Genomic DNA, 17,037 nt, shown 5'->3' on the forward strand with positions numbered 1-17,037 from the left:
TATACACTTAAGATTTTATTTGATGATAGTCTATTGAAATATAGAATTCACTATGCATCCACACTCAAACAATATACATCAATCGAATGGTGCGTGATTATGGCAACATTGCTAAATAGGTAGATGGATTTTTACGTTGACCATCTTTCACTACTTCATAATGTAAATGTGGGCCTGTACAACGCCCCGTACAACCAACATTAGCAATATGTTCACCTGCTTTCACCTGATCACCCACACGAGCAATTAAGCGTGAAGCGTGTGCGTAACGTGTTAAATAACCATTACCATGGTTAATTTCGACATATTGACCATAGCCTGTACCCCAACCTGACTTGGTCACAATACCTGGACCTGTTGCATAGATTGGCGTACCACTTGGTGCTGACATGTCTAAACCAGAGTGATTTTCTGCACGACCACCCATGGTACGACCACCATAATTTGAACTTACACGTTTTAAATCAGGTAATGGATGCGTCACTAACCATGAATATGGAGAGCCTGCTGAATAGCGAGACCCTGTAGATGCAACATGTGAAGAAGAAAGTGCTGCTGAACCGTATTTCTGAGCAATTGTTGCATTGTTCAATTCAATTGATTTTTCATTTGATGTACGTAAATGCGGTTGAAATGTTACACTGCCTGGAATATCCATATCATCAGGATGTGTATAAGAGCCTTGAGACAATGTTTTCGAAAGCTGCTCTAAACGATCTGGAGCAGAAGGATTAGAAACATCTAATTGAACTAAATCTGCGAATGCAACCGATGCAGCAGAAGCTGCTAAAGAAAATGCCAATAAAATACGTCGCGAATGCATAAAAACCTCTTTTAACTGTTCTTAGTCAAGTTCCTTGAGTGATCTCGTCCTTGATATCTACTGAAACGAGGGCTTAAGATAAGACATAACTATGTAGGAATAATGTATGTCTGAACCTAAAAATCTCTTCCATCAAACAAGACAACACGTAAAAACAGGAAACTTATCGTTTCTAAAAAAGCAAGTTGCCGAATGGCAAAGACTTACTAAATTAATTCAACCCTTATTACCTCAACCAGAAGTATGGCAGGTCGTATGTTATCAATACGGTATTTTGACGATTACCGGTGAAAATCAAGCTATGATCAGTCAGCTCGGTTATCTTCAAAAACAATATATTTCTCAATTATCACAATTAGAAGAGTTGAAAGATTTACAAAAAATTCAAATTCGCCTTCGCACAAGAAAAGTAGAACCTATACTTTCAAATAAACCCGTTCAAACCCTTACTCCCGCAACGCAAGAAATGTTACAACACGCTGCAAGCTTTGTGAACGATGCTAAGCTTAGCCAAGCTTTGTTACGTTTGGCAAGCAATAAAAAGTAAACAAGAAAATAAAAATTAATATATTGTATTTACAAAAAGCCAAATAAGTCACATTTTTAAATGTTACTTTATAACATACCTACTCAAAAGCAAGGACTTATAAGACCTGTACATATTGAATAGGACAAGAAGATATGTCATTAAATGTTACAATTTCATAGCTGCTTGGATCACTTTTAACATTGCGTAAAAGCTGATTATTCAGGGCATGACCCGATTTATAACCGTCAAACTTGGCAATAATTTGATGACCAAGCAAATATAAATCCCCTACCGCATCTAAAATTTTATGTCGTACAAACTCATCTGCAAAGCGTAAACCTTCTTCATTTACTACCCCAGTATCATCTAGCCCCACAGCATTATCTAGGCTTGCACCCAGCGCTAAATTATGCGCTTTGAGATAATCTAAATCCTTCATAAAACCAAAAGTACGTGCACCACTCACTTCATACACAAAAGTTTCAGTCGAGAAATCAATAGTTGCAGACTGGTATTCTTTAGCAAAGGCAGGATGATCAAAATCAATTTCAAAATTAATTTGAAAACCATTATGAGGGGTAAAAACAGCTTTTTTATCCTCAATTAATGCTTCTACAGGCTTGAGCATACGAATAAATTTTTTGGGTGCATCCTGCTCAACCAAACCGCCTTGCATTAATAAGTAGATAAATGGTCCTGCACTGCCATCCATGATCGGAATTTCAGAGGCAGAAACTTCAATAATTAAATTGTCGATGCCTAAACCTGCAATGGCACTCGTCACATGCTCAATCGTTCCCACTTTGGCGTCATGTTCAACCAAATTGGAGCACATAAAGGCTTCTTGCACCAGCATAGCATCAGCACGAATTTCTACAGGCGGATTTAGGTCAATACGGCGAAATACAATACCCCCATCAGCAACATGTGGCAAAAAGTTAATCATCACTTTTTGTCCACTATGCAGTCCGATGCCACTCGCTTTCACGACACGTTTCAGGGTACGCTGTTTCAACATGCTTCTGTGTTCTTCAACCTAAATCTGCTATACGTTAGCACATTTAGCCATTGATAAAAAACAAAAAAGGCAGTAAAACTTACTGCCTTTTTCGATCATCATCAGTATTTATTTAAATAATCAATTATTTACGTTGTTGATTCTTCAAATAATCTTGAATGCTCATCGGTGTAGAACGTGGTGATGCACTGGTATTCGCAACAGGCGCATCATTGTTCTGACGCTTACTGATCGCAGGAATATCATCCTCATCTACAGCATTTTGAGTAGATTGCTGTACATTTGCAGCAACACTTACAGGAGTACGGCGTTTTACTTCTGCTTCATTGGCATTACGTGTTAGACCTGTGGCAATCACAGTCACACGAATTTCATCACGTGCATCTGGATCAAATACTGTACCAAAGAAGACTTCGCCTTCATCAAGGTCAACAATCTGATTGACAACATCTGTGATAATTTCAGTTTCACGTAATGTAACATCCGCACCACCAGTAATGTTAATCAAAACGCCTTTGGCATTCATGATATTCACATTATCTAATAATGGGCTACGAATCGCTAAACGTGCAGCTTCTTCAGCACGATCTGGACCACTGCTCTTACCTTCACCCATCATGGCATAACCACGGGTACTCATTGCAGTTTTTAAATCGGCGAAGTCAAGGTTAATATGACCCGGACGAACAACTAAATCAAAAATACTACGCACAGCATTTAACAATACATCATCTGCTTTGCGGTAAGCATCTTGCATAGAGATGTCACCATACACACTAAGTAAGCGCTGATTTGGAATAATAATCAATGAATCAACATGTTGTTCTAAAGCTTCAATACCTTTTTCTGCTGAGCGTTGACGGCGGCGACCTTCAAAGTTAAATGGTGTTGTTACCACACCCACTGTCAAAATACCCATTTCTTGAGCAATTTCAGCAACAACTGGCGCAGCACCTGTACCTGTACCACCGCCCATACCCGCAGTCACGAATACCATGTCCGCACCTTCAAGGTGTTGGCGAATCAATTCACGACTTTCTTCAGCAGCAATTTGACCTACATCAGGGTTTGCACCTGCACCCAAACCACGGGTACTTTGTTCACCGAGTTGAATTTTAAATGGGGCATTCATACGATCTAAAGCTTGTTTATCCGTATTTGCACAAACAAATTTTACGCCTTTAATGTCCGACTGCACCATATGCTGTACGGCATTACCACCACCACCACCAACACCAAATACAGTAAAACGGGCTTGACCGTTACTATCGGTTTGTTCATCTTCTAAAAATTCAAATGAGGCCATGACCTTTAGATTTCCTACTTAATGTATGGCAGTCACTTAAGCCCGTATACTGCCTTGATCTTCAATAATAAAATTTGTTTTAGGATGCTGCTCATTGTTAAACTTGTCAAGTATAGGACGACATACTTACAACTTTTTAACAATATTCCAAAAAATCAAACCTAAAAAATACCTTTCAATTTGTTATTCATTGCAGTCCAACCATTGGCTATCCGCTCCCAAACTGAGCGATGGCTATTGACTTCTGGTTCTTCTACAGCATCTTGCATTTCACTTTGACTAAATAACAATAATCCTGACGCAGTTGCATACATCGAACGGCGTAAAGCAGATAAATGTTGGTCATCTGCATATACATTTACTGTGGGATTCCCCAAATGTGCTGAAACACCTAACATTCTACGTGCTAACGTTACCATACCTTCGATTTGACATACATCCCCTGTTAATACCACACCATGATATAAACTTGGCAATGCACCACGTTGTTCTAATTCATCACGTACCAAACCTAAAATTTCTTCATAGCGAGCAATGATAATTTCAGCAAGTTCAATGCGGCTGATGGTTTGTGGACCATCAATTGCTTCAAACTGAATCATATGCTCAGGTTTGACTTGATGAATATCTACACAACCATAGAGTAACTTAATTCGCTCTGCTTCTTCTGTAGTGGTTTGTAATACAGCTGCAATATCTCGCGTGACATTTTCACCACCACGTTGAATGGTATGTGCAAGTACCAAATGACCTTCAATATATACGGCAATATTGGTCGTGCCTGCGCCAATATCGAGCAAGCAAACCCCATATTCTTTTTCGTCTTTTAGCAAACTACCTTCTGCTGTTGCTAAACAAGATACCACCATTTTCTCAACAGAAATATTGGCACCTTTCATTGCACGATCAAGATTCTGCATGGTTGCAATCGGCATCATCATGAGCTGATAATGCGCAGTCATACTATGTGCAGTCAAATTAATTGGATTTTGTACCCATTCTTGTGAATCATCCAATTCAAAGCCCAAAGGGACAGCCGTTGCTAAATAATGATCTGCAGTTAAATGACTGGCTTTAGCCAAATCTAATGCACGAACAACTTCTGAAGTCGTAATCGTTCGATCTGGATTCGCAATTGGGGTACGTCCCACAGCATAATGACTTTGTAATTCTGTACTAGGGATAGAAACCCATGCCGAATGTACACGACATTCTGCCATGTCTTCCGCTTCTTGCACGGCTTGTTTTATGGCATTGGTCACTTTATCTAGGCTAACAATTTTGCCTTTATTCATGCCTTTATTACGTGCGCTTGCCATACCAATAACCTGAATATTATCAGGGGCATGCACCTTACCTATTAGAACTGAAACTTTATGTGTCCCAATGTCTATCGCAACAACTGAGGGAACAGCTTCACTCATCACTTCACTACCATTATCTTCATATTGTTTATCTTTGGCTTATCGCCTCTTATAAAGCCATCTATTATGGCTGTACTATGCTTGGATCTGCAACGCTTGGGTCATTGTTCGTTACAACAAAGCCACCATTTAAAATTTTTGGCATTTTTGCATCTTTCCATTGAATCGCAAGACCATTTCGATAACGCAAATCAATGGCAGCAATATTTGACCAAACAGGTTTTAAATCAGTTTGTGCCAAATGACTTAAACGTTGTAATTTACTCATGGTTTGATCTTGGTCAACAATAATGCGCATACCCGAATCAAACTGCATAAACCATGTCATTCGTTCTGTTAAATACAACTCTTTCAACCGAAGATGAGTAGGATGAAATAATTGATTAATCTCATTATAGCGACGCATCATAACTTTAGATTGGCTCAGTGGCCCATGCAAAAGTGGCAAATTTTGATGATTGCGTAACTGTGCTTCACTATACACATCGCCACTGTCACTCAACAATCGTCCTGTTCCCCAACGTGCAATTGCATGACGTGGCATCACTCGAACACGAATCCCATTGGGCCATGCACGAGCGACAACAACGCGATCTACCCAAGATACTTCTAATGCCCGATCTCGAATTTGCTCTAAGTCAGAAGTAAAATAATTATCCTTGACCACAGGGGCTAAATATTGCGACAGCATTTGATTTTCGATAGGTGAATCTACACCCACCACTTGCAAAGTCGCGACTTTAGCATCTGTCACAACTTTATATAAACCAAACAAACCAGCAACCAATACTAAAAAAGCCACACACAGCAAGACCCACCCACCAGCATGAATTAACTTTTCTTTACGAGTGGGCGGCTTCTCATGTATTGAAGTAATTGCTGCCTTTTTACGGCGCATCGAAGCAGGGAGTTGAGCCATAAATTAGTGTGTATCGCCCAAAGTCTGTTCTAAAATTGCCACACAAAGTTGATCAAACTCATAACCAACCGCTTGAGCAGCTTTTGGTACTAATGAATGACTGGTCATACCTGGCACAGTGTTAACTTCAAGCAACCAGAAATTACCTTGTTCATCTAGCATGGCATCAATACGCCCCCAACCACTTGCACCCACAGCTTGGAAAGCACGTAAGCATAGTTCTTGCAGTTGTTTTTCTTCTGTTTCGCTTAAACCACACGGAATTCCATATTCAACGTCGTTGCGGTTATATTTTGCTTCATAATCATAGAATGCAACATCCGCAGGCGGTTGTAAGCGAATGACAGGTAAAGCCTGTCCATTTAAAAAGGCAATGGTATATTCACGCCCTGTAATCCATTTTTCCGCCATCACAACAGCATCATGAACTGTTGCTTTTTCAATAGCTTTTGCTAGATCTTCAGCTTTTTCAACCTTACTCATCCCTACACTTGAACCTTCATGTACAGGTTTGATGATTAAAGGTAAGCCTAAACTTTCAATCACTTCATTTAAGTTTGAATCTTTAGAAATGATACGATACGGTGCAGTCGGCAATGCTGAACCTTGCCAAATTTGTTTGGTTTTAACTTTATCCATGCCAATTGCAGAACCTTGCACACCAGTTCCTGTATAAGGAATGTTTAACCACTCCAAAACACCTTGGATCTGACCATCTTCACCACCACGACCATGCAAGACAATAAAAGCACGATCGTAATTTACAAGTTCCGTCACACTACGTTCTTGTGGATCAAAGCTTTCAGCATTTACTCCTGAACGTAATAATGCTTCTAATACAGCTTTACCACTATCTAATGACACCTCACGCTCAGCAGATTTACCACCAAGCAACACCGCTACTTTGCCGAATTTAGAAGCATTTGACACGTTTAAATCCTTAAACTTATATGTTAGTCAATTTAAATTAAAATATTGGGTTTCACTATTTTTCTGTCAAACAATAAAAACCCAACATTGTAAATTATTTTAAATACAATTGATTTTGAGCCAATTCTATCGAAATTGCACCCACGTTACCCGCACCTTGTGTTAATAACAAGTCATTCGCTTGTAACACTTTTTGTATAACGTTCTGCAAATTACCTTCAACAGGATCAATCAAAATCGGCTCAACTTCGCCACGTAGGCGAATACTACGCGCCAATGAGCGGCTATCCGCACCCACAATCGGTTTTTCACCCGCAGGATATACCTCTAAAAGTAATAGTTGATCGACTTGTGACAACACATCAACAAAGTCATCAAAACAATCACGTGTACGACTGAAACGATGAGGTTGGAACATCATCACTAAGCGACGATCTGGATGACTCGCACGTGCCGCTTTAATGGTCGCTTCAACTTCTTTAGGATGGTGACCATAGTCATCGACAAGTTTTACATTGCCTTCGCCAAGCGCAAATTCACCTTGTACTTGGAAACGACGACCCACGCCACTAAAGCTTTCTAAAGCACGTGCAATAGCAGCATCTGAAACACCTTCATCGGTTGCAATACCAATCGCAGCCAAAGCATTTAAAATATTGTGTAAGCCTGGCAAGTTAATGGTTAAACGTAAAGGTTCACGATCTTTACGTAAAACAGTAAAGCTTGATTGCATGCCTGTTTGTTCAACATCGATTGCACGAATATCATTATCTTCATTAAAACCATACGTTAAAACGGGACGACCGATACGCGGCATAATTTCGCGAATATTAGCATCATCACCACAGACGACAGCTAAACCATAAAATGGCATTTTTTGTAAAAATTTGACGAAGGTATCTTTTAATACGTCAAAGCTACCGCCATAAGTGTCCATATGGTCTGCATCAATATTCGTGACAATCGCAGCCATTGGCTCTAAGTGTAAGAATGATGCATCTGACTCATCCGCTTCAGCAACAATATAACGGCTTGCTCCAAGTGCAGCATTTACACCTGTACGATTGAGTAATCCACCAATCACATAAGTTGGATCCATATTTTCTTCAGCAAGCATGCAAGTGACTAAGCTGGTTGTTGTCGTTTTGCCATGCGTGCCCGCAACTGCGATCCCATGACGATAACGCATTAACTCACCCAACATTTCGGCACGACGAACAACAGGAATGCGGTTTTCAATTGCTTCTTTAACTTCAAGATTTTCAGGGTCAATGGCAGTTGAAACCACCAATACATTTGCACCTTGAATATTTTGAGCTGCATGCCCGATATAAACTTTAATCCCGTTTTCTTCAAGCTGTGCCGTTGTTTTAGATGCCTTAATATCAGAGCCTGAAACTTTATAACCTTGGTTTTTCAATACTTCGGCAATACCACACATTCCTGCACCACCAATACCCACAAAATGGATATGCTTAATACGGCGCATTTCAGGAATTTTAATCAGGTTTTTTGCTTTATCAGCTGGGCTTGTTGGAGACATAATCAACTCTAACTTACAAATCTTGAATTAAACCAACCACACGCTGTGTTGCGTCAGGTTGGGCTTGTTGACGAGCTTTAACCGCCATTTCCATCAATAATTGGCGATTCATCAACGGCGTTAATAAATCCTTTAACGAATCAGGTGTCATGGTGGCTTGTGGACAAATTTTTGCAGCACCAATTTTTTCCAAAAAACGAGCATTTGCTGTTTGATGGTCATCCACTGCGCTTGGTAAAGGGACAAAAACCGCAGCGACACCCGCAGTTGCAACTTCAGTTACAGTGAGTGCGCCTGCACGACAAATAATTAAATCAGCGTCACTATACGCTTTTGCCATATCTTCAATGAATTGCTGAACTTCAACGTGCAAAGTTTCAGGTAAATTTGCATATAATGCTTGTGTGGCTTCTTGCTTATTTTGACCACATTGATGATAAACATTCAGTGGAACATTAAGCTGTTTCAACGCTTGTGGTACACATTCATTTAAAGCTTGTGCACCTAAAGAACCACCCACAATGAGAATACGAATGGGTTCACCTGAATTTTCACGTTCTTTATAACGATAAGATGGATTATAAATTGCGGTAATTTCTGCACGCACAGGATTACCTGTTGTCACAATTTTTTCAGATGCAGGAAAGGTATTTGGGAATGCCTGACATACTTTTTTTGCTACACGTGAAAGTTGTGTATTGGTAAAGCCCGCCACAGCATTTTGCTCATGAATAATCACAGGAATACCCAATAAACGGGCAGCCAAACCACCCGGACCTGCAACATACCCCCCAAAGCCTGCAACAGCATCAACTTTGAGCTTCTTCATATAGCGCATTGCGCTTAAGGTTGCTTTTAAAATTTTAAAAGGTGCTGCTAATTTACGGACAAGACCATTGCCACGTACACCTTGAATATCAATTTGATAAATTGGAATATCATGTTGTTTTAATAAACGATTTTCCATTCCCGCCGGGGTTGCTAACCATGAGACTTGGCACCCTTGTTGTTGCAACTCTTTAGCGACCGCTAAGGCTGGAAATACATGCCCACCTGTACCTGCTGCCATCATCATGACATGCTTAGGTGTAGTTTGTTGAGGTTTGCTCACAGTCTAATTCTTCAATACCAAAAATAAAATTTAACGAGTCTTTAAGCAGACAATTGTAATCACAAACCATGAGAGGGAAAAGTTTATTTACTTTTTTTCACCTGACACTTCATTGTTTTTTTCTACTGATTTGAAAGTTTAAACTAGTTTTGTTATTAATCTATCAGAAAATACTTATTTTTGTACAATTTATATATTTTAAATCGGGATTCCTGTATGCCTTAAGTATTAACCGTACCTTTCTCTTTATATGAAAAATTTATCTATAAACTTAAAAATTGTTTTTATAGAAATATATTTTATTCTCTTTATACTCAAATTTTACTTAAAAATTATTCATGGAAGAATAGACATCGTGACACAACATAATTCACGACATGATCTTTGGATTATTGCAGCAGGATATTTGGCTGCGATTCATGTCGGTAAACTCTCCCCTATTCTGCCTATTTTACAAAAACAACTTGATCTAAATCTTGCCCAAGCAGGACTTGCTTTGTCTTTAGTACAAGCGGCAGGTATGTTATTTGCGTTATGTTTAGGAAGTTTTAGTGAGAAAGTTGGGCTTAAACAGTGTTTTATTGCAGGTTTAGTGATTTTAGGCTGTGCAAGTTTAAGTGGTGTTTTTATTCATTCACTATTCAGTTTATTTTTCTTTAGATTTTTTGAAGGAATTGGCTTTTTATTGATTACCCTCACTGCCCCTGCAATTTTAAAAAGAATTTGTGATCCACAAAAAATGAATGTAAAAATGGGCATCTGGGGGTCTTATATGGGACTCGGTGTAGGGATTGCCATGCTCAGCATTCCGTTATTATTACAGTACTTTTCTTGGCAACATATTTGGTTTGGTTTAGGACTGCTCTGTTTAGGCTTTGCCGCAATTGTGCAAGTTTTACTTCGTCTTCCACGTACACATTCAACACAGACCTCATCATTATCATTTTTAAGTGTTGTTAAAATGACATTGCGTCATGCACCTGTTGTCTGTTTAGCCATCATTTTTGCTGCTTATACCAGTCAATGGCTGACCGTCATTGGTTTTTTACCAAGTATTTATCTCAATGCAAAAATTGATTTTCAAGTTGCAGGGATATTAACAGCTCTTGTTTCTATTTCTAATATTGCCGGAACATTGGCTGCAGGTGCACTTTTACACCATGGGATTACGGCTAAAAAACTCATCATTACAGGTTTTTTGACCATGTGTACGATGTGTTTCGTTATGTTCGTATTCAATCAATATTTACCATTTCCAATTCAATATTTAAGTGTCATTATTTTTTCTGCTGTAGGTGGGCTGATTCCTGCAACTGTTTTTGCGATTACTTTAAATTACGCACCTCATCCGAATGCAATTGCAGCAAGTGTCGGTTTAGTATTACAAATCTCAGCTTTTGGACAATTTATACTGCCACCTCTGAGTGGAATGCTCGTTTCATATACACACAATTGGAGCAATATTGTCTGGATTACCACAGCTTTGTCTTTACTTGGCATTGGTGCAGTTTGGCAATTATTTAAAGCGTACCCCTTAAAAATACAATAAATGTCATTTAAAAATTTCAGACATATTAAAAAACACCAGCTTGATGCTGGTGTTTTCAAACCGACTTAAAACGATTAACATCCTGCTTCTAGGACAGTAAATAAGTCATCAGCAATTGAGGTGCCAAATTGTGTATCAATTTCTCGAATACACGTTGGGCTGGTGACATTAATTTCAGTGACATAGTTGCCAATCACATCTAAACCAACAAAAACTAAGCCTTTTTCTTTTAAAAATGGACCCACTTTTGCTGCAATTGCTTTGTCATTTTCAGTCAATGGTCGAGCTTCACCTAAACCACCTGCTGCCAAGTTACCACGCACTTCTCCATTTTGTGGAATACGTGCCAAGCAATATGGAACAGCTTCACCATTGATCATGAGAATACGTTTATCACCATCCACAATTTCAGGAATATAACGCTGTGCCATGATTGGTTGTGTGCCATTATTTGTTAAAATTTCAATGGTTGAACCAATATTTACCCCATCTTGGTATAAACGGAAAATACCCATTCCCCCCATACCATCTAAAGGTTTAACAATCACATCACCATGTTCTTTTAAAAACTCACGAATCAGGCTTTGTTGTGACGTCACTAAAGTCGGCACTTGTAGCTCAGGGAACTGAGTTGCAAATAGTTTTTCGTTACAGTCACGCAGGCTTTGTGGCTTATTAATAATCCATGCACCTTCACGCTCTGCTTGTTCTAAAATATAAGTGGTATAAACAAAGTTCATATCAAATGGTGGATCTTTACGCATCAACACCACATCATAATCAGCCAAAGATTGCTTTTGTTTTTCACCCAATTCGTAATAGTGGTTGTAATCTTCAAATACTGTTAAAGGATGAATTAAGCCAAACGCTTTACCTTGATCAATATATAAATCTTGCTGTAATGCATAGCCGAGTTCATGCCCACGTCGTGATGCTGCCCATAACATTGCCATGGTTGAATCTTTTTTCAGATTTACATTTTCAATCGGGTCCATCACTACAAGTACGCGCATTTTTAAGCTCTTTTTCAATGTTTAATGGTTTTAGTATAGCGGAGATTTTTCTTGCATTTATGCCATTTTCAGTAAAGCTTTGATGAATTATATTTTTAAATATTTTAAGGATAAATATGCAACAAGCCATAATTGCTTTTCATATAGACCATGAAGGTCATTGGGTGGCTGAGCTTGCTTGCGGTCATACGCAACATGTTCGTCATACACCACCTTGGCAAAATCGTCCGTGGGTAATGACTGAACAAGGGCGAAGAGAAAAAATTGGGATGATGTTGAAATGTAAAGCCTGTGAAGTGAAGAACACGAGTTTTACTTAAGTCATCCATAAATTACGATCATCGGTAAAAATGAAAAAGAGCGCCTAAGCGCTCTTTTTTACTTAATCATGTCGATCAACTACCGCAAACAGTTTGCACAAAATTCAAAACAACATTTTGTATTTTGCTCTTAGGGTAATTTAGGCAAGAAGCATTGCTTCTTCAAAGCCCTCACTGCCGCGGGCACAGCCCTTGGCGTAAAATCAGCAAAATGCGTTGCATTTTGAAACCCTGATTTTACTCCCATTCAATCGTTGCAGGTGGTTTAGATGAAACGTCATAAACAACACGAGAAACGTCTGCAATTTCATTCATAATACGTGTAGAAATCTTGTCTACGAGGTCGTATGGAAGATGTGCAAAACGAGCCGTCATAAAGTCAACCGTTTCAACCGCACGAAGTGCAATCACCCATGCATAACGACGACCATCACCCACCACACCCACAGATTTGACAGGTTGGAATACAGCGAATGCCTGCGCAGTTTTGTCATACCAACCGCTTGCACGAAGCTCTTGCATAAAGATGTCATCAGCTAAACGTAAAATGTCAGCATATTCTTTTTTCACTTCACCGAGGATACGAACACCTAAACCTGGGCCTGGGAATGGATGACGATACAGCATCTCATGTGGCAGACCTAAAGTTGTCCCTAAACGACGTACTTCATCTTTAAACAAGTCACGGATTGGCTCAACCAATTCAAACGCTAAATCTTCTGGTAAACCACCCACGTTATGGTGTGATTTAATCACATGCGCTTTACCATTTTTGGTTGCAGCAGATTCAATCACGTCAGGGTAAATCGTGCCTTGAGCAAGGAAATTTACGCCATCAAGTTTACGTGCTTCCTCAGCAAATACTTCAATGAACTCACGACCAATGATTTTACGTTTTTTTTCAGGATCAACTTCACCTGCAAGTGCAGACAAGAAACGGTTTTCAGCGTCGGCACGAATCACACGAATGCCCATGTTTTTTGCAAACATATCCATCACTTGCTCGCCTTCGTTCAAACGAAGTAAGCCATTGTCCACAAATACACATGTCAATTGATCGCCAATCGCTTTATGTAAAAGTGCAGCAACGACTGATGAATCCACACCACCTGAAAGACCTAATAATACTTTTTGATCACCAATTTGCTCACGTAATTGTTCTACACGTAAGTCGATGATGTTTTCTGAATTCCAAAGGTTACGACATCCACAAATTCCATGAACGAAGTTAGAAAGTAATTCAGCACCTTTGGCAGTGTGCGTGACTTCAGGATGAAACTGGATCCCATAGAAACGACGAGTTTCATCCGACACCATCGCAAATGGGCAGCTTGGTGTACTTGCAGTCACTTGGAATCCTTCAGGGATACGCGTTACTTTATCACCATGGCTCATCCATACTTTTAATTGATCTTTATTGTCTTCAAGATCACCGATTAATTTATCGCGAACTTGAATGTTAACTTCAGCATAGCCAAACTCATGTACATCACCTGGCTCTACTTTACCGCCAAGCTGCTCTGACATGGTTTGTAAACCATAGCAAATACCCAATACTGGTACGCCTAAATTAAAGACGATTTCTGGTGCACGTGGACTGCCTTCTTCATGCACACTTTCAGGCCCACCTGAAAGAATGATCCCGTTCGGGTTAAATGCACGAATGTCTTCTTCTGACATATCAAACGCATATATTTCAGAATAAACACCCGCTTCACGAACACGGCGTGCAATCAATTGGCTATATTGAGAACCGAAATCCAAAATCAGGATACGATCTTCAGTAATTTGAGTATTGGTCGTCATGAATATACAACTATGCAGGCAAATGGATTTAAGCGCCATATTCTAGCATTTTTCAACGCAGGACGCACACCCTTCTATCAAGTGGCTTTGTTGCGCAAACATTCAAAAGCTAAACTTTTCCCAAGTTATCCAAATTTAAGTGACAACTCGGGTGTGAGGTCGACCCAACTCCGTAAATTTATTTAATACTGCCACACGTGCATGCATCTCATTGACTTAGCTTTGGAAATTTCTTGCACTGAGTTTATCGCCTAATAATTTGATGCAATGCATTTTGGTTTCGATCAAACTTCGGCGATGATAGCCTCACCATTTTTTCCATAGTGTCCTGCCTAAATTTTTAACTGTTCGAAGTAATTCATTTCGCTCTAGCGAGCTGGTCTTTGTATCTTTCCAAGGTTTCACATTTTTGCTTGGTGGAATCACCGCATGCGCTTGTCGCTCTGCGATGACCTGACGGCATTACTTGATGTCATAAGCCCCATCAGTATAGACGGAGTCAATCTGTTCTTCCTGTGGAATCTGATTCAGTAAATCACCAAGCACCTGTGAATCACTCACATTGTTGGTTGTAAGCTAAATAGATTTGATTTCGACCATTTTTGCCTTTTGGTTGAGCGTACCATTGAGTTTTGGGATCAAACCAAATAGAAATATTTCCTCGATTTATTAATGCTCTGTTAGAAGAAGACCAATTGATTGTACGATAGATTTTAGGTGTGAGCTTATTCATTTGAGAATTATAATGTTGAATAAGCCTTTAACAGTAGGTTTGTGCAACAAAGCCATGAAGACGCTATCTTTAAGTTGGTTACGAATGGTGCGAGCGTCGTATTGAATTTTTTCAGCGAGTTGCTGTGCCGTTAAGATATGTATATGTCATAATTGTATTCCTATATTAATTCATCGGATGTAAGTATTTTTCATCCTTAAACGTAAAACAACCTCAAATTTAATTAAATGTAATTAAATTTTCATTGTATTAGATGAAAAATTAATGGTTATTTGTAAATTGCCAATTTTGTTAGCTGAAAGAAAAATGAGGGTTGCAGATCTGATCCGAGGGACTGGCATCAATAAAACGACTTTGCATAAGCTATACAACGGTGACTTAACTCGCATCGACTTAGAAACGATTGACCGTATTTGTGAATATTTAGACATTCAAGTAGTGATTTATTTGTTTTTGAAAAAATATTACTAATCAAATAAATGAAGAGTAGTCTGGTCACCGATGGTCACTTTATAAAAGTGATTGGTCACAAATTCGAAAAATAAGTTAAAACTGGGAATATAATTCTATTTTATAGACCCAGTTTTTTAGCTTTAGGGGGTCTAAAAATTACAAGTGATTGAGTGAAATTTGAGGTCATTTAAAGTACTTTATACAGAGTGTGGCACACAATGGTCACATTTTGGTCACCGAACATGGGGACGGCTAATAAAATTTATAAGTAATCCTGAAGTTGGATTAACTACCTCAGGTTTAAATATAGTTAAATAATTATGATTCAATTTTAGGAGAGTAAGTTTTTACACGCGTATCAATTCTGCTCCACGTACAGCCATTTATTTCATCTGCAGATTGAAATTGGAATAAGCCCATAAAACGATCAATATATTTCGAGCTTAAATTATCTTTTACACATGCAAAAACAATACGTTTTGAGGCACCATTTTTCCACTCAAGAATTTTTTAGACATCAATGTAGAATCGGTAGATTTTTCAATAATGGTTAAACCTGATGTGTGCTAATACTTGCTCTACACCAGTCATGATATGTGCTGAAATAATAGGACACTTCCACTTGGGAGATTCTAGGCAACTAACTTGTAAAAGTCCTCTGCCATTTGATTTGGTGTCTTAAAATTCAGTCCTTTCTGAATTCTCTGCTGATTATAGAAGAGCTCTATGTATTTTGTAATATCTGCCTTAGCTTCTTCCCTCGTTTTATAGTTCCGATGATGTACAAGTTCGTTCTTACTTGCGGAACGTTGTTCCTCACCCGAGAAACTTTCAATTGGTGCATTATCAAAACAGTCACCCTTTTTACTCATCGAACCTTCAAAACTATATTTTTCAAGCATATTCCGATATTCATGACTACAATATTGACTGCCTCTGTCCGAATGAACAATTAAATTTCGAGGTGGTTTATGATTTTACTGCGAATCATTCTGCCGAAAGCATCCCATTCAAAATACTGTAAATGCCCACCTTCACTTTGTCGGATCAGTTGCCCATAGTCATCATATTGGTATTTTTGGTTGATGTAGTCTTGTACTCAATTATTGTATGAATTGAAATCTATTTGACGTCCCCCTGTACAACTCTAGAACGAAATAAAGTTTATAAAGGAAATCATCCCTGGTATTACTCCAAACCTATTTAAGTTGTGAATTCAATTTTCACATCATAATTTTGGAAGTAATACCTTTGATTATTAATTATTTCTTAGAGACAACGAACTTATGTTCAAAAAAGTCTTCATATATAGGATAGCCACGTTTATTATTAGGCCAATTATAACTACATCTCTCAAAATCATTTAACTTAATATTATTAATGTCAAATTTTTTAATTCTTTGATCAATAGGAATTAGAACATTAACTACTTTATCAGGATTTTTAAAAAAATTAGTAATATTTAATACTTGTATTTTACTTAGGCTTTGTTGCACAAAGATTTGAAATGCAAAGCGCCCCTAATTGATCCAAATTTAAGGCGTAACTTGGGTAAGTGGG

At 38.6% G+C, this 17,037-nt stretch carries 13 protein-coding genes and 4 pseudogenes; 4 read left to right on the top strand and 13 right to left on the bottom strand.

The annotated features are described in order from the left end of the window. Positions 1–97: 97 nt before the first annotated feature. Positions 98–823, bottom strand: a complete 726-nt coding sequence (locus HX129_RS09485; RefSeq protein ID WP_286434334.1) for a M23 family metallopeptidase — start codon at positions 821–823, stop codon at positions 98–100. Positions 824–929: 106 nt separating this feature from the next. Here HX129_RS09485 and HX129_RS09490 point away from each other — a divergent pair, with 106 nt between their 5' ends. Further along, positions 930–1,370 (top strand): DUF721 domain-containing protein, encoded by a 441-nt coding sequence (locus tag HX129_RS09490; RefSeq protein ID WP_130072382.1) that lies wholly within the window; start codon positions 930–932, stop codon positions 1,368–1,370. Positions 1,371–1,467: 97 nt separating this feature from the next. Here HX129_RS09490 and lpxC read toward each other — a convergent pair whose 3' ends face one another. From lpxC to murG, 7 genes are all read right to left on the bottom strand, one after another. Further along, a complete protein-coding gene (gene lpxC / locus HX129_RS09495; protein WP_130072383.1) occupies positions 1,468–2,370 on the bottom strand; it encodes a UDP-3-O-acyl-N-acetylglucosamine deacetylase in 903 nt (300 codons plus the stop codon). Between the two features lie 124 nt (positions 2,371–2,494). Beyond that, positions 2,495–3,676 carry a cell division protein FtsZ gene (ftsZ, locus tag HX129_RS09500; RefSeq protein WP_130072384.1) on the bottom strand — a complete coding sequence of 394 codons (1,182 nt, stop codon included), beginning with the start codon at positions 3,674–3,676 and terminating at the stop codon, positions 2,495–2,497. 161 nt (positions 3,677–3,837) lie between these two features. Next, positions 3,838–5,100, bottom strand: coding sequence for a cell division protein FtsA (gene ftsA / locus HX129_RS09505; RefSeq protein WP_130072385.1), 1,263 nt, complete (start codon positions 5,098–5,100; stop codon positions 3,838–3,840). 64 nt (positions 5,101–5,164) lie between these two features. Further along, positions 5,165–6,019: a cell division protein FtsQ/DivIB gene (locus HX129_RS09510; RefSeq protein ID WP_174493957.1), complete on the bottom strand. Its 855-nt coding sequence runs from the start codon at positions 6,017–6,019 to the stop codon at positions 5,165–5,167. 3 nt (positions 6,020–6,022) lie between these two features. Then, entirely contained in the window at positions 6,023–6,949 is a 927-nt protein-coding gene (locus HX129_RS09515) for a D-alanine--D-alanine ligase (RefSeq protein WP_130072387.1), read from the bottom strand. 94 nt (positions 6,950–7,043) lie between these two features. Further along, positions 7,044–8,492: a UDP-N-acetylmuramate--L-alanine ligase gene (gene murC, locus HX129_RS09520; protein WP_130072388.1), complete on the bottom strand. Its 1,449-nt coding sequence runs from the start codon at positions 8,490–8,492 to the stop codon at positions 7,044–7,046. A gap of 13 nt (positions 8,493–8,505) precedes the next feature. Next, positions 8,506–9,603, bottom strand: a complete 1,098-nt coding sequence (murG, locus tag HX129_RS09525; protein ID WP_286434338.1) for an undecaprenyldiphospho-muramoylpentapeptide beta-N-acetylglucosaminyltransferase — start codon at positions 9,601–9,603, stop codon at positions 8,506–8,508. 355 nt (positions 9,604–9,958) lie between these two features. On the opposite strand from murG, the gene HX129_RS09530 reads away from it, so the two are divergent. Further along, on the top strand, positions 9,959–11,152 hold the full coding sequence (locus HX129_RS09530) for an MFS transporter (RefSeq protein WP_286434340.1): 1,194 nt from the start codon (positions 9,959–9,961) through the stop codon (positions 11,150–11,152). A gap of 74 nt (positions 11,153–11,226) precedes the next feature. Here the strand turns inward: HX129_RS09530 and gshB are convergent, their stop codons facing one another. Beyond that, positions 11,227–12,165: a glutathione synthase gene (gshB, locus tag HX129_RS09535; RefSeq protein WP_286434342.1), complete on the bottom strand. Its 939-nt coding sequence runs from the start codon at positions 12,163–12,165 to the stop codon at positions 11,227–11,229. A gap of 116 nt (positions 12,166–12,281) precedes the next feature. On the opposite strand from gshB, the gene HX129_RS09540 reads away from it, so the two are divergent. Next, the gene (locus HX129_RS09540) at positions 12,282–12,485 is read left to right on the top strand and encodes a DUF3565 domain-containing protein (RefSeq protein ID WP_286434344.1); all 204 of its coding nucleotides are present in this window, start codon (positions 12,282–12,284) and stop codon (positions 12,483–12,485) included. Positions 12,486–12,722: 237 nt separating this feature from the next. Here HX129_RS09540 and guaA read toward each other — a convergent pair whose 3' ends face one another. Continuing rightward, on the bottom strand, positions 12,723–14,291 hold the full coding sequence (guaA, locus tag HX129_RS09545) for a glutamine-hydrolyzing GMP synthase (RefSeq protein ID WP_286434346.1): 1,569 nt from the start codon (positions 14,289–14,291) through the stop codon (positions 12,723–12,725). 135 nt (positions 14,292–14,426) lie between these two features. Next, positions 14,427–15,024 (bottom strand): annotated as a pseudogene (locus HX129_RS09550) (IS5 family transposase). Between the two features lie 264 nt (positions 15,025–15,288). Between HX129_RS09550 and HX129_RS09555 the strand changes: the two are divergent. Beyond that, a pseudogene (locus HX129_RS09555) lies at positions 15,289–15,503 on the top strand (helix-turn-helix domain-containing protein). Between the two features lie 292 nt (positions 15,504–15,795). Here the strand turns inward: HX129_RS09555 and HX129_RS17735 are convergent. Both HX129_RS17735 and HX129_RS09565 read right to left on the bottom strand, forming a co-directional pair. Next, positions 15,796–16,034: pseudogene (locus HX129_RS17735) on the bottom strand (AbaSI family restriction endonuclease); the annotation flags it as partial. Between the two features lie 75 nt (positions 16,035–16,109). Beyond that, positions 16,110–16,454, bottom strand: a pseudogene (locus HX129_RS09565) (IS3 family transposase); the annotation flags it as partial. Positions 16,455–17,037: the final 583 nt, after the last annotated feature.

The sequence above is a fragment of the Acinetobacter sp. 251-1 genome (assembly GCF_030329305.1).
GTDB lineage: Bacteria > Pseudomonadota > Gammaproteobacteria > Pseudomonadales > Moraxellaceae > Acinetobacter > Acinetobacter piscicola_A.

Bases quoted from the DNA above. Each gene is read 5' to 3' on its own strand.
- HX129_RS09485 (WP_286434334.1), bottom strand. From the start codon at position 823: ATGCATTCGCGACGTATTTTATTGGCATTTTCTTTAGCAGCTTCTGCT.
- HX129_RS09490 (WP_130072382.1), top strand. From the start codon at position 930: ATGTCTGAACCTAAAAATCTCTTCCATCAAACAAGACAACACGTAAAA.
- lpxC (WP_130072383.1), bottom strand. From the start codon at position 2,370: ATGTTGAAACAGCGTACCCTGAAACGTGTCGTGAAAGCGAGTGGCATC.
- ftsZ (WP_130072384.1), bottom strand. From the start codon at position 3,676: ATGGCCTCATTTGAATTTTTAGAAGATGAACAAACCGATAGTAACGGT.
- ftsA (WP_130072385.1), bottom strand. From the start codon at position 5,100: ATGAGTGAAGCTGTTCCCTCAGTTGTTGCGATAGACATTGGGACACAT.
- HX129_RS09510 (WP_174493957.1), bottom strand. From the start codon at position 6,019: ATGGCTCAACTCCCTGCTTCGATGCGCCGTAAAAAGGCAGCAATTACT.
- murC (WP_130072388.1), bottom strand. From the start codon at position 8,492: ATGTCTCCAACAAGCCCAGCTGATAAAGCAAAAAACCTGATTAAAATT.
- gshB (WP_286434342.1), bottom strand. From the start codon at position 12,165: ATGCGCGTACTTGTAGTGATGGACCCGATTGAAAATGTAAATCTGAAA.
- HX129_RS09540 (WP_286434344.1), top strand. From the start codon at position 12,282: ATGCAACAAGCCATAATTGCTTTTCATATAGACCATGAAGGTCATTGG.
- guaA (WP_286434346.1), bottom strand. From the start codon at position 14,291: ATGACGACCAATACTCAAATTACTGAAGATCGTATCCTGATTTTGGAT.